The 12,341-nt window shown below is 72.6% G+C and carries 12 protein-coding genes and 1 pseudogene; 10 read left to right on the top strand and 3 right to left on the bottom strand.

What is annotated here, in order from left to right:
• Positions 1–72: 72 nt before the first annotated feature.
• The 6 genes from ACIQ9G_RS16415 (at position 73) to ACIQ9G_RS16390 (ending at position 6,387) form a co-directional block, all read left to right on the top strand.
• The gene (locus tag ACIQ9G_RS16415) at positions 73–732 is read left to right on the top strand and encodes an HdeD family acid-resistance protein (RefSeq protein ID WP_403609422.1); all 660 of its coding nucleotides are present in this window, start codon (positions 73–75) and stop codon (positions 730–732) included.
• Between the two features lie 150 nt (positions 733–882).
• The gene (locus ACIQ9G_RS16410) at positions 883–2,334 is read left to right on the top strand and encodes a hypothetical protein (protein ID WP_403609420.1); all 1,452 of its coding nucleotides are present in this window, start codon (positions 883–885) and stop codon (positions 2,332–2,334) included.
• 165 nt (positions 2,335–2,499) lie between these two features.
• Complete coding sequence (locus ACIQ9G_RS16405; protein ID WP_403609418.1) at positions 2,500–2,964, top strand: SHOCT domain-containing protein; 465 nt, start codon at positions 2,500–2,502, stop codon at positions 2,962–2,964.
• Between the two features lie 37 nt (positions 2,965–3,001).
• Complete coding sequence (locus ACIQ9G_RS16400) at positions 3,002–3,427, top strand: hypothetical protein (protein WP_403609415.1); 426 nt, start codon at positions 3,002–3,004, stop codon at positions 3,425–3,427.
• A gap of 118 nt (positions 3,428–3,545) precedes the next feature.
• Positions 3,546–4,922 carry a diacylglycerol/lipid kinase family protein gene (locus ACIQ9G_RS16395; RefSeq protein WP_403609413.1) on the top strand — a complete coding sequence of 459 codons (1,377 nt, stop codon included), beginning with the start codon at positions 3,546–3,548 and terminating at the stop codon, positions 4,920–4,922.
• Between the two features lie 169 nt (positions 4,923–5,091).
• Positions 5,092–6,387 carry an alpha/beta fold hydrolase gene (locus ACIQ9G_RS16390; protein WP_403609410.1) on the top strand — a complete coding sequence of 432 codons (1,296 nt, stop codon included), beginning with the start codon at positions 5,092–5,094 and terminating at the stop codon, positions 6,385–6,387.
• 77 nt (positions 6,388–6,464) lie between these two features.
• On the opposite strand, the pseudogene ACIQ9G_RS16385 reads toward ACIQ9G_RS16390, so the two are convergent.
• Positions 6,465–6,630, bottom strand: a pseudogene (locus tag ACIQ9G_RS16385) (helix-turn-helix domain-containing protein); the annotation flags it as partial.
• Between the two features lie 224 nt (positions 6,631–6,854).
• Here ACIQ9G_RS16385 and ACIQ9G_RS16380 point away from each other — a divergent pair.
• From ACIQ9G_RS16380 to ACIQ9G_RS16365, 4 genes are all read left to right on the top strand, one after another.
• Complete coding sequence (locus tag ACIQ9G_RS16380; RefSeq protein WP_392192553.1) at positions 6,855–7,490, top strand: MBL fold metallo-hydrolase; 636 nt, start codon at positions 6,855–6,857, stop codon at positions 7,488–7,490.
• 86 nt (positions 7,491–7,576) lie between these two features.
• Positions 7,577–8,356 carry an exodeoxyribonuclease III gene (locus ACIQ9G_RS16375; RefSeq protein ID WP_403609407.1) on the top strand — a complete coding sequence of 260 codons (780 nt, stop codon included), beginning with the start codon at positions 7,577–7,579 and terminating at the stop codon, positions 8,354–8,356.
• A gap of 24 nt (positions 8,357–8,380) precedes the next feature.
• Positions 8,381–8,857 (top strand): GtrA family protein, encoded by a 477-nt coding sequence (locus ACIQ9G_RS16370; RefSeq protein ID WP_403609405.1) that lies wholly within the window; start codon positions 8,381–8,383, stop codon positions 8,855–8,857.
• A gap of 59 nt (positions 8,858–8,916) precedes the next feature.
• Positions 8,917–9,378, top strand: coding sequence for a DUF6278 family protein (locus ACIQ9G_RS16365; RefSeq protein WP_403609403.1), 462 nt, complete (start codon positions 8,917–8,919; stop codon positions 9,376–9,378).
• 484 nt (positions 9,379–9,862) lie between these two features.
• On the opposite strand, the gene ACIQ9G_RS16360 is transcribed toward ACIQ9G_RS16365, so the two are convergent.
• Positions 9,863–11,431, bottom strand: coding sequence for an alpha/beta fold hydrolase (locus tag ACIQ9G_RS16360; RefSeq protein WP_403609400.1), 1,569 nt, complete (start codon positions 11,429–11,431; stop codon positions 9,863–9,865).
• Positions 11,432–11,572: 141 nt separating this feature from the next.
• Positions 11,573–12,334, bottom strand: coding sequence for a hypothetical protein (locus ACIQ9G_RS16355; protein WP_403609398.1), 762 nt, complete (start codon positions 12,332–12,334; stop codon positions 11,573–11,575).
• Positions 12,335–12,341 lie beyond the last annotated feature (7 nt).

The raw sequence follows: 12,341 nt of genomic DNA, 5'->3' as shown, positions 1-12,341 counted from the left end.
CGGGGTGAGGTCCCCGCACACCGTCCCGTCGGCGGTCCGGCAGCGACCTGACCGACCACGCGAGGAGGAGCCATGACCGCATCGCGTGATCCGGCGCCGCGACCCGGACCGGAGCACACGCCCGACGGGACGGTCCCGGACACCGCCGGTGACCCCGAGGCACTGCTCGCGGAACTCGGCGGTTCGTGGAGCTGGATGCTGGGCTCGGCACTGGCCACGCTGGTGCCGGGCGTCGTGATCCTGGTCTGGCCGGACGGGACCCTGCACGTGCTGGCCGTCGTGATCGGGCTGTACCTGCTCGCGGCCGGAGTGTTCCGGTTCGTCGCGGCATTCGCCCGGGAACCGGGGGAACGGCTGCCCGGCCTGCTCATGGCGGTGCTGTTCGTCCTTGCCGGGGTGCTGTGCCTGCGCAACCCGTTGCAGACCATCGCCGCCCTGTCGCTGATCGTGGGGGTCGTCTGGCTGGTGACCGGGATGCTGACCGGTTACACGGCCGTCGTCGCCAAGGGGCTGCCGCACCGCGGCTTCGTCTTCGGCGCCGCGGCCCTGGGCATCGTCGCGGGGATCGTGGTCCTCGCGCTGCCGGTGGAGTCGGCGGTCGCGCTGACCCGGCTGCTCGGTCTGTGGCTGGTCCTGCTCGGGGTGGTGGAGCTGGGCGTCGCCTTCGCCTGGCGGGCGACACTGCGCCGGGCCCGCGGCGGACTCCGGACCGGCCCGGCCGCCCCCGTCTGAGCCCCGGCCCCCTCCGTGCGTGGGCGTCGGCCGGCCTCCGGGATCCGGCACCGCTCGCGCGCGTCGCGTCCACGACCCCGCCGTCCCCGCACGGACGCACGGCAGCACCGGGCGCTTCCACCGGCCGGCCCGAACGACCGAGGAGGACGCATGGCCTCGACCCCAGGATCCGGACCCTCAGCCTCCGGCGACGACAAGCCCCCCGACGGCACCCCGGCACCCGACGGGCCCTCGGCCGGCCCCCCGCCCCCCGCCGAGCCCCCCGCCGGGCCTCCGGCCGAACCCCCCTCCTCGCAGCCCCTGAGCGCCGCCGAGCGGGAGGAGTACGAGCGGTTGCGGCGTGCGGCGCACGTACGGCACCGTCGCGCGCGCCGCGTGGGCGCCTCGCTGCTGCTGGTCGTGACGCTCGTACTCGCCCCCCTGGCGGTGGTCGCCGCGTGGGTGCACTCGCAGGTGTTCGACACCGACCGCTATGTGCAGACCGTGGCGCCGCTGGCCTCGGAACCGGCCGTGCAGAACACCGTCACCGACAAGCTGACCACCCGGGTCGTCGACGAGATCGACGTGCAGGCGATCACCGCGTCCCTCACCAAGGCACTCGCGGACGCCGGGGCGCCCCGGCGGGTCGTGGACGCCTCCTCCGCGCTGACCGGCCCGCTGCGCAGCGCCGCCACCGACGTCGTGCACCGCACCATCAGCAAGGTGATCACCAGCAACTTCTTCGAGCAGGTGTGGGTGAACGCCAACCAGCGGGCCCACTCCTCGGTGGTCAACATGCTGACGGGCAACGAGAGCGGCGCCCTGCGCGCCCAGGGCGACACCGTGCAGCTGGACATCGGGGTCGTCGTGGACCAGGTCAAGCAGCGGCTGGTCGACGCGGGCTTCCAGAAGGCGTCCGTCATCCCGGCCCCCGACCGCACGGTCACCCTGTTCAAGACCGACCAGCTCAACAATGCCCAGAGCGCGCTGCGGCTGCTGAACATCGTCGGCACCTGGCTTCCGGTGCTGACCGTCCTCCTCGCCGCCCTCGCCGTCTGGACCGCTCCGGCGCACCGCTTCATGCTCATGGTCACGGCCACCGGCATCGGCGTGATGATGGTGGTGCTCCTCGTGGCACTGGCCGTCGTACGGCAGATGTACCTGAACAGCGTGCCCCCGGCCACCCTCCCGCCCGACGCCGCCGCCGCGATCTTCGACACCTTCCTCCGCTTCCTGCGCGACAGCGCGCGCACCCTCCTGGTCGTCGCCGTGATCACCGCGCTGGCCGCGTTCCTGTACGGCCCCGCACGCGCGGCCACCGCCGTCCGGTCGCTCGCGGGACGGGGCACCGCGACCGCCGGCCGGGCCCTCGCCCGCGGCGGGATGCGGACCGGGGCCACGGGCCGCTGGCTGGACACCCACCGCGGGTGGACCACCGGGGTCGTCATCGCGGCGGGCGCCCTCACCCTCGTGCTCTGGAACTACCCGACGGCGGCCGTGGTGGCCCTGGTCCTGCTCGTCGTGCTCGTCGTCCTGTTCGTCCTGGCGGTCCTCGCCGGCGCGGCCGGCGACGACACCGCCCGGACGGGCGCCGGAGGCGAACCGGGCCGTGCGGTCCCCTGAGCACCGCGCGGGTCTCGGGCGGCCCCCGGCCGTCGCCGGATCCGCGCGCCGATCACCGGCCCCACTCTCACCCGTCCCGGGTGAGGACGCGGCGTTCTTGCCGTGCGCACGCTGAGTACGGCACCGAGCCGCAGCCGGGCCGGGGCCCGGAAACGGAGGAGAGACATGAATGCGCAGACGTACCTGGCGTACGACTATCCGCTGCTGGGCGCCTTCTGGACCATGCTCTGGTTCTTCCTGTGGATCATGTGGTTCGTCCTGCTCTTCCGCGTCATCGTCGACATCTTCCGCGACGACTCCATGAGCGGATGGGGCAAGGCGGGCTGGCTGGTCTTCGTGATCCTGCTGCCGTTCCTCGGCGTCCTCGTCTACGTCATCGCGCGCGGCAAGGACATGGGCAGCCGTGAGGTCGCGCAGGCCCGCGCGCAGCAGCAGGCGTTCGACGCCTACGTCCGGGAGACCGCTGCCGGCGGCCGGACCAGCGGCGTGGACGACCTCGCCCGGCTCTCCGAGATGCGCGCCCGCGGCGACATCACCGACGCGGAGTTCGCCCGGGCCAAAGAACAGCTCCTGAGCGGCGGCGCACCCGCCGGCAGTTCCACCTCCGTCACCTCCACCCCCGGCCGCTGAAGACAACGCCGGACCGAGAACGAAACGAGGCACCAGCATGACCACAGCACACCACGCACGCCCGGAGCCGGCGAAGCAGCAGTGGGCCGGCGGCCTGATGATGTTCGGCGCCGTCATGCTCATGATCGGCGGGGTGCTCGACATCTTCCGCGGCATCATGGGCATAGCCCAGAACAACGTGTTCGTCACCACGCCCAACTACGTCTTCCAGTTCAACCTCAGCGGCTGGGGCTGGGTCCACCTCATCCTCGGGGCGGTCGCCGTGGTCGTGAGCCTGGGTCTGTTCCAGGGAGCGATGTGGGCACGCGTCGGCGGTGTGGTGATCGCAAGCCTCATCATCATCGCCAACTTCCTCTCCCTGCCGTACTACCCGGTGTGGTCCATCGTGGCCATCGCGATCTCCGGGTTCGTCATCTGGGCGCTGTGCGTGGTGCGCCCCGAGGAATCCGCCGGCTACCGGTAGGCCGTGCGCCCACCGGGACAGGACCGCGCCGACGAGGGTGCGGCGGGGCGTACGGGCCCCGCCGCACCTTCGTCTCCGTCGCGGCGCAACCCGGCAGGACGCGGAGAAGGAGCACGAGGTGCGGCACCGGCGTGACAGGCACGCCCCCGCTACCGGACGGACGGCGGCCCACCGCACGAGACCCGCGGTGTGGGCGCGGCTGGCGCTGCTCGCCCTGCTGGGCGGCGTGCTGGTGCCCCTGGTCGCCGCCGGGCTCACGAGTCTGCTGTGGGTGCCGCTCGGCATGGCCGGGCTGGCCCTCACCGCGGCCGGTCTGTGGTGGACGCTCGCGCACACCGGAGCGGTCCGCGCCCTGGGAGCGGCCCTGGTCGTCGCCGTACCGTCGGCGGTCCTCGCCCTCTACGCCGCGCACGGCATGCTCGGCCCGGCCGTCCTCGCCCTGGTCCTGTGGGCCCTGGCCCTGGCCGCCGCGCGCGTCGCCCTCACCCCCGGGGGCGCCGCGGGTTCACGGGAACGGGAACCGGCCACGGCCGAGGCACCGCGCCGGCCCTGGATCGTCATGAACCCGCGTTCCGGCGGCGGCAAGGTGGAGCGCTTCCACCTGGCCGAGAAGGCCCGGGAGGCCGGTGCCGAGGTGGTCCTGCTGGACCCGGAACGGCACACGGACGTCGCGGAACTGGCCAGGCGCGCGGTGCGCGACGGAGCCGACCTGCTCGCCGTGGCCGGCGGCGACGGCACTCAGGCCCTGGTGGCCGAGATCGCGGCCGCCCACGACCTGCCGTTCCTGGTGATCCCGGCCGGCACCCGCAACCACTTCGCCCTCGACCTCGGCCTGGACCGGGACGACCCCGCGGCCGCCCTGGAGGCGCTCACCGACGGCGTCGAACTCCGCGTCGACCTCGGGTTCGCCGCGGACCGCGTCTTCGTCAACAACGCCTCCTTCGGCGCGTACGCGGCCGTGGTCAGCGATCCCGCCTACCGGGACGACAAGCTGCGCACCGCCCTCCAGACCCTGCCCGGACTGCTCACCGGCGACGACGGGCCCCGGCTGCGGATGCGCGCCGGACGGACCCGCGTCGACGACCTCCAGGCCCTGCTGGTCAGCAACAACCCCTACCGGCGTGCCGTCGACACCGCGCACCCCGGGCTGCGGGAGAGCCTGGACTCCGGACGGCTCGGCGTGCTGTGCGTCAGCGTCGGCAGCACCGCCGAGGCGGCCCGGATGCTGAGCGGCCCGGGATCCCAGGGCGTGCGGCGGCTGACCGCGCCGGAGGTCGTCGTCGAGGCGGACACCGCCACGGTGCCGGTCGGCATCGACGGCGAGTCCGTCCCGCTGCGCACCCCGGTCGTCTGCCGGATCGTCCCCGGCGCGCTGCGGGTCCGGGTGCCCCGCCACCGGCCCGGGACCCCGCCCAGCAGACCCCCGGCCGACTGGCAGCGGGTGTGGCGACTCGCCCTGCACCCGGACCGCGAGCCCACCCGGGCGGGCACCTGACGCCCCCTCCGAAGTACGGAGTACGCCGCTAGCACGCCCTCGACCGTACGGTGCGACGGGGCCGCTCGTACGCCGAACATCTCCGCACCTCCGCCACAACGTGGGGAGATCCGCACGGTGCGGCGACCCCTGCACATGCGGAAGTGTGGGATGTGAGAGCGTCATCCGAGTGAGTGAGAAGACGACCGCGACGCTGCAGTACCGCTGTGATGGCCCCGAGGACGCCCCGGTACTGGTTCTGGGACCGTCGCTGGGAACGACGTGGCACATGTGGGACCGGCAGGTCCCGGAGCTGGCGAAGCAGTGGCGGGTCGTCCGGTTCGACCTGCCGGGACACGGCGGCGCACCCGCGTACCCGGCCCCCTCCGTCTCCGACCTGGCCGCCCGGCTGCTCGCCACCCTGGACGCACTCGGTGCGCAGCGCGTCGGCTACGCGGGCTGCGCGCTCGGCGGCGCGGTCGGCATCGAACTGGCTCTGCGCCACCCCGAGCGCCTCGCCTCGCTCGCCCTGATCGCCGCCTCGCCCCGGTTCGGCACGGCCGACGAGTTCCGGCAGCGCGGGGTGATCGTCCGTACCAACGGTCTCGACCCCATCGCCCGAACGTCCCCCGACCGCTGGTTCACCACCGGCTTCGCCGCCGCCCAGCCCGCGATCACCGACTGGGCCGTGCAGATGGTGCGCACCACCGACCCCGGCTGCTACATAGCCGCCTGCGAGGCGCTCGCCTCCTTCGACGCGCGGGCCGAACTCGCCCGCGTCGGCGTGCCGACCCTGGTCCTGGTCGGCTCGGACGACCAGGTCACCGGCCCCGCCGAGGCGCGCACCCTGGTCGCCGGCATCCCGGACGCCCGCCTCGCGGTCGTCCCCGGCGCCTCCCACCTGGTCCCGGTCGAGCAGCCCGCCGCCGTCACCGACCTGCTGGTCAGGCACTTCTCCACCGCCTGGCAGTCCGCCTTCGAGCAGACCACGGGCCAGACGGCGGCCGTGGCGCCGGCGGCCAGGTCCGGCCTGCCCGTCCGCCGGCAGGCCGGCCCGGTCGCCGAGATCGCCCCGGCGGCCGTCCCGCCCCGGTCCACGGACCGGTCGGACGCCTACGACACCGGCCTGAAGCTGCGCCGCGAGGTGCTCGGCGACGCGCACGTCGACCGGGAACTGGCCGAGGCCGACGACTTCTCCGGGGACTTCCAGCAGCTCCTCACCCGCTACACCTGGGGCGAGATCTGGGACCGGCCCGGTCTCGACCGGCGCACCCGCAGCTGCGTCGCCCTCGGCGCCCTGGTCGCGGGCGGCCACCTCGACGAGCTCGCCTCCCACACCCGGGCCGCCCTGCGCAACGGCCTCACCCCGGACGAGATCGGGGAGGTGCTGCTCCAGACGGCGGTCTACTGCGGCATGCCCGCCGCGAACAGGGCCTTCCGGGTGGCCCAGCAGGTGATCCGCGAGGAGACGACCCCCACGGAGTGACGACGCCGGCCACGACGGCCCGCACCCGGCTGCCGGGGCCTGTGCCTGGCTGTCGCCGGGGCCTGCCCCCGGCGGCGGGAGGAGACGTCGTTGAGGTTGGCCAGTTCCTCGGTCTCGTTCCACGCCGTCAGCATCGCCGACGTGGCGTTGTAGTTGATCCGCTCGGCCCGCAGCGTCCAGGTGCGTACGGGCGGCGAGCGCCAGGTTGTAGACCTTCCGCACGCACCCGAACGTGCGCGACAGCTCTGCCGCCTGCGCATCAGTCGGACGGAAGCGCTACTTGAACGCCCGCTTCACGCAGGTTCGCACAGCTCACATACTTGTCCATCAGTTTGTGATGGCCCCTGACGGTTGTCGGTGAACGGACGCCGGTTCGCGCCGACGGCGAATCGGCGTCCCTTGCCCTGCCCCGCAGGGGTTCGATTTCTCCCCGCCCTTGACGGCGGAACTTCCTCGAAGGAGATCAGATGAAGCTCACCAAGAAGTCGCACGCCTGTATTCGCCTCGAGAAGGACGGGCGGACGCTCGTCGTCGACCCCGGAGGGTTCAGCGAGGAGGACGCGGCGGTCGGCGCGGACGTCGTCCTGGTCACCCACGAGCACCCCGACCACTTCGACGAAGGCCGGCTGCGCGCCGCCCTGGAGGCGAACCCGGGCGCCGAGATCTGGACCCTGAGGTCCGTCGCGGACCAGATCTCCGCGGCCTTCCCCGGCCGCGTGCACACCGTCGGCCACGGCGACGCCTTCACCGCCGCGGGCTTCGACGTCCAGGTCCACGGCGAGCTGCACGCGGTGATCCACCCGGATATCCCGCGCGTCACCAACGTCGGCTATCTGATCGACGGCGGCCGCGTCTTCCACCCCGGCGACGCGCTCACCGTGCCCGGCGGGCCGGTCGAGACGCTGATGCTGCCGGTGATGGCCCCCTGGAACAAGATCGCCGAGGTGATCGACTACGTCCGCGAGGTCAAGCCGCAGCGCGCCTACGACGTCCACGACGCTCTGCTCACCGACCTCGCCCGCCCGATCTACGACCGCCAGATCGGTGCCCTGGGCGGCGCGGAGCACCTGCGGCTGACGCCGGGGTCGTCCGCCGAAGTCTGATGGCCGGGGAGGCGAATTCCCTGGTCACAGCCGCGAGGGAGGCCGGGCGGGACGCGTTGTCGGTGCCGCCCGGTAGGTTGTGGGACATGCGCATCGCGACCTGGAACGTGAACTCGATCACCGCCCGCCTGCCCAGACTGCTCGACTGGCTGGAGAGCAGCGGCACCGATGTGCTGTGCCTCCAGGAAGCCAAGATCGCCGAGGACCAGTTCCCCTTCGACCGGCTCCGCGAGGCGGGATACGAGGCCGCGGTCCACGCCACCGGCAGGTGGAACGGCGTGGCGGTGCTCTCCCGGGTGGGCCTGGAGGACGTCGTCAAGGGCCTGCCCGGCGACCCCGGTTACGACGGCGTCCAGGAGCCCCGCGCCATCTCCGCCACCTGCGGCCCGGTCCGCGTCTGGTCGGTGTACGTGCCCAACGGGCGCGAGGTGGACCACCCGCACTACGCGTACAAGCTCCGGTGGTTCGAGGCACTGAAGGCCGCCGTCGCGGGCGACGCGGCCGGCAGCCGCCCCTTCGCGGTCCTCGGCGACTACAACGTGGCGCCGACGGACGACGACGTCTTCGACATCGCCGCGTTCGAGGGCAGCACCCATGTCACGCCCGCCGAGCGCGCCGCCCTGGCCGCCCTGCGCGAGGCCGGCCTCGCCGACGTCGTCCCGCGCCCCCTGAAGTACGCGCACCCCTACACGTACTGGGACTACCGCCAGCTCTGCTTCCCCAAGAACCGCGGGATGCGCATCGACCTCGTCTACGCCAACGAGCCCTTCGCGAAGGCGGTCACCGACGCCTACGTCGACCGCGAGGAGCGCAAGGGCAAGGGCGCCTCGGACCACGCCCCGGTGGTCGTGGACCTCGACGTCTGAGCGGGGCGGCGGCTCACGGTCCCGATGGACAGCGCGCACGGGCGCCGGACACCTGCCCAGGTCCTGGCCTTCGCCCTCGTCGGTGTCGTCAACACCGCCGTCTACTACGGGTTCTACCTGCTGTTGCTGACATGGTCGCCGTATCTCGTCGCGCACACCGCCGCGTTCGCGCTGAGTATGACCGGATCGTTCTTCCTGCACGCCCGGTTCACCTACCGCACACGGCCGACCTGGCGGAAGTTCCTGTTCTTCCCGCTCACCAACGCGACCGGTTTCCTGATCACGACGACCGGCGTCTACGTGATCGTCGGCGTCCTGCACGCCGGAAGCCGGTTCGCCCCCCTGCTCGCCTCCGCGGCGGCCGTTCCCGCGACCTTCGTCCTGTCCCGCACCATCATGCTTCCCCGGGCCGAACGGGCTCCCGTACGGCCGTCACGGCACCCGGTGGCGACGCTGGACCGCGTCCCCCGCCGCCCCCTGGAGCCGGTCCGGCCCGACTGACCCGTTCCGGCCCGCGCGCCTGTGGTGCGCACAGCGGTGCGACTGTCACGCTGGGGCCCATGGACATCCCCTTTCTGGGCAGGTGGCGCAAGCGGCACGGATCCGCCTTCGGTGTCGCGGTGTTCCCCGAGGGCGGCGAGGAGCGGGAGGGGGCGGCCGAGAGACGCGAGGGTCTGGCCGATCTGCTGGCCGAGTGCGAACTGCTGCGCTCCCAGGCGTCCGAGGCGGGCGTCCGGCTCGACGACTCCGTCGCCTCGCTGGAGGCACTCGACCAACTGCTGCCGCGCTGGCGCGAGGACACGGAGATACTGCCCTGGCTCGGCAACGACGCCGGACTCTACCTCGGCACGGTCGTCGTGCGCACCGTCCCCGGCGCCGGCTGGCGGATCCTGCCCACCGGAGCGCCGATCATCCGGCTGGCCTCCGGCCGTGAGATCGACGTGGTGACCGCCGGTCAGGAATGGGCGGTGAGCGGCGTGCCGGAGCTGTCGCAGGTCTACGCGGAGGCCGCGGAGACGTGAGAAACCCGGGCGCGCACCCGCCGGGAACGCGGGGGACGCCGGGGCCCGGACACGGCCGAGTACGGCCCTGACCAGCGGCGCGACGTAAATACGGTTTATGCCGCACGGGTGCGTGTCGAGTGCGGAGTCCGCTCCGGGCTGGATAGTTTGCGGCAGCCAGGACACAGCCGAGAGCGAGTAGGGCGGGTTATGGCCGTCGATCCGTCGATCGAACCGCGTGACGTCACCTCATCAACCGGCTGGTGGTGCCCCTGAAGGGTCCGCCCCGCTCCGTCTCCCGACCGCACACGGGGAGTTCCTCCACACCGACCGGACCATCGCGTCGGACCCTCGACTAGGATGTGCCGTTCATCCCTGTGGTGGCGGAGATCCAGCCGGTTTCCACCGGGAAGGGACGCTGCTGCCGGGTGGGGGACCCCCCACGGCCCTCGACCGTAGGGGGCAGCAGTTCACAGAGCCATACCCGGCCGGCGGCAGCCGGAGATCACTGCTCGCGCAGTGGGACGGACACGTACGACGGATCGTCCGCAGGCGAGGAGAAGGTCAGCTGCGCGCCGGACGGGTTGTGCTCGATGTAGAGCGGGTCGACCGTGTCGACGACCATCGCGAGCCGGTGTCCGGCCGGGACGTCGTAGGCGGTGGAGTACAGCGGCAGATCCACTCCGAACGCCTCCGAGGGCGTGCGCCCGTGCCAGGTGTAGGGCGCGTGGGTGACCAGCTTGCCGAAGCCGAGCGGGCCCACGTCGTACAGGTAGGCCACGAACGTGCCGCTCTCCGCGGCCGGAGTGAGGGTCGTGTGCAACGTCGCGGTGCCGCGCACCCGTTGCGTGGTGGCGTACCGCTCCGACTGCCAGACGGCGGCCCAGCGGCGGGGGAGCAGCGGGATCGACGCGATCGGGGGAGTCCGGGCCACCTGGTCGAGGATGCCGGACAGGAAGACGACACCGCCGTCCGCTCCCGAGTCGATGTTGGCGTGGATGGTCGTCGTGCCCGCGAGGTCGAACTTCCGCCGCGCGGCGCCCACCGACTTCCAGTCCGGGTAGCCCTCGTAGCCGTCCGTGGAGCGGGACTTCAGCTGCACCGGCTGCTCGCGGTCGATGCCGTTGTCCGCGCCCTTGAGGTAGCGGTCCAGCCAGCGCCGGGTGTCGGTCCACACGTCGTTGGGCAGCCCGAACAGTCCGGTCAGCTCGGCGGTGGCGTGGTCGCCGGGGCGCAGTTCCAGTCTCTTCGGGCCGGTGAGCCGCTCGTAGAAGTCGGCGTACTGGTTGGGCGAGAAGACGCTGTCGCCCCAGCCGTTGGCGAGCAGGACCGCCGTGCCGTTCTTGTTCAGGCGGTCGGCGTAGGTCGCGGCAGAACGTTTCTTCCCCCAGTTCACGAGGTCCTGTTCCTTGCTCAGGTCGGACGCGTAGAAGTCGTCGAAGACCTGCCGGAGTTCAGGGCTCTCGCGGCCGGTGAGGGTGGCGGTGCCGTCGAGCAGGGCCGCCGCCTGGACGTGCTGGGTGCGGCCGGAGTAGATCGAGCCGATCAGGTCCGCCCAGCCGCTGAGCGCGGCCACCGCCTTGACGCGCGGGTCGTGCTCGGCGGCGAGCAGGCTGATGCCGGCGCCGTAGGAGACGCCCGCCATGCCGATGTGCCCTGGGTCGGCCGGGGTGTGGGCGAGGGCCCAGTCGATCACCTTGGACGCGTCGGCCCAGTCGGGCGGGCCGGCCACTTCTATTCGGCCGCCGGACTGCCAGAAGCCGCGCACGTTGTAGGTGACGACCACGTAGCCGGAGTCGGCGAGCTTCTGCGCCTGGGCGAGGTACTCGATCTGGGGCAGGCTCCAGCTCGTGGGCAGCACGACGAGCGGGTAGTGGCGGGAGCCGTCGGCGGCGGCCGGGGTGACGACGTTGGCCTTCAGGACGGTGCCGCCGTCGCCGGTGATGTCGACGAAGCGGACGCCGCCCGTGGCCGCGGCCGCGGCGGGGGCGAGCCCGAGGGCGCTGCCGGCGATCAGAGCCGCCGAGACGGCGCCCGCGGCGGTCGTGCGCAGGGCCTTGCGGTCGGTTCCCACGGATCACTCCTCACTCGTGTCAGTGCAAAGTGACCCGACGGTAACCTCGGACCCTTACCGGAAGTAACCCGTCGGTAAGTTACGTACGGGTAAAGCTTGTTGAAGTGTTGATCGGGTGTCCGCGGGGGACGGCCGGCGACCTCAGTTCGCCGCCCGGTGCGAGGTCCGGGTCTGCGCCGGGACCGGCAGCGGCGCCTGCGCCGGGCGGGTCACGTCCGCGACGAGCTCGACCACGTCCGGGCCGTACGCCTGCGAGTTGACCACCTTCAGCAGCAGCACGAAGGTGTTCGTGCCGTACTTGCGGGCCAGGCGCTCGTGGTTGCGGGCGAGATAGCGGGTCGCGGCCTGGTTGGTGATCGCGCGCTGGCCGCAGAAGAGGAACACCGGCCGCGCCTCGCGGCGCTCCCCGGCGGTCAGCCGGGCCAGCAGCACGTACTCGCTGCGGCCCCGCTCCAGCCGGTAGCGCTCGCCGCCGATCTGGAAGGCCCCGCGCTCCGGCCCCGGCTCGGCCTCGGTATTCACCCGAATGCCGGGCAGCAGGGAGGCGAGATGTGCCGCCATCCGGCGGTTGGAGGCCGGCCCGCCCACGCAGAACTCGGTGCGCTCGCCGAAGCCCTGCTGGGCCGCGTCGTGCGCGACGACCTGGGCGTTCGCGTGACAGTCCTTGATGAGGGCGGAGAGTTCGAGGAGGGCGAACACGTCGCGCCGCGTCACCGTCAGCTCGGGGCCGCCCGCGTCGCGGTTGACCACCAGGAGGGACTCGGCGTTGTCGGGCAGTCCGAAGAAGGCCTGCTTGCGGCGCAGCTTGCGCCGCCACAGGTAGGTGCGGGCCAGCCAGCCGAGCGCTGCGGAGATGCCGGCGGCTATCACACCCAGGACGATGTTACGCACGTCGTCGTTCATGGCCGCG

The sequence above is a fragment of the Streptomyces sp. NPDC096152 genome, assembly GCF_044763235.1.
GTDB lineage: Bacteria > Actinomycetota > Actinomycetes > Streptomycetales > Streptomycetaceae > Streptomyces.
Note: the sequence above shows the minus strand (reverse complement) of the source record. Positions and strands in the feature narration are given on the sequence as shown.

What these genes read in the sequence shown, in the direction of transcription:
- ACIQ9G_RS16405 (WP_403609418.1), top strand. Translation starts at nt 2,500, where the DNA reads ATGAATGCGCAGACGTACCTGGCGTACGACTATCCGCTGCTGGGCGCC.
- ACIQ9G_RS16375 (WP_403609407.1), top strand. Translation starts at nt 7,577, where the DNA reads ATGCGCATCGCGACCTGGAACGTGAACTCGATCACCGCCCGCCTGCCC.
- ACIQ9G_RS16400 (WP_403609415.1), top strand. Translation starts at nt 3,002, where the DNA reads ATGACCACAGCACACCACGCACGCCCGGAGCCGGCGAAGCAGCAGTGG.
- ACIQ9G_RS16415 (WP_403609422.1), top strand. Translation starts at nt 73, where the DNA reads ATGACCGCATCGCGTGATCCGGCGCCGCGACCCGGACCGGAGCACACG.
- ACIQ9G_RS16380 (WP_392192553.1), top strand. Translation starts at nt 6,855, where the DNA reads ATGAAGCTCACCAAGAAGTCGCACGCCTGTATTCGCCTCGAGAAGGAC.
- ACIQ9G_RS16355 (WP_403609398.1), bottom strand. Translation starts at nt 12,334, where the DNA reads ATGAACGACGACGTGCGTAACATCGTCCTGGGTGTGATAGCCGCCGGC.
- ACIQ9G_RS16410 (WP_403609420.1), top strand. Translation starts at nt 883, where the DNA reads ATGGCCTCGACCCCAGGATCCGGACCCTCAGCCTCCGGCGACGACAAG.
- ACIQ9G_RS16370 (WP_403609405.1), top strand. Translation starts at nt 8,381, where the DNA reads ATGGACAGCGCGCACGGGCGCCGGACACCTGCCCAGGTCCTGGCCTTC.
- ACIQ9G_RS16365 (WP_403609403.1), top strand. Translation starts at nt 8,917, where the DNA reads ATGGACATCCCCTTTCTGGGCAGGTGGCGCAAGCGGCACGGATCCGCC.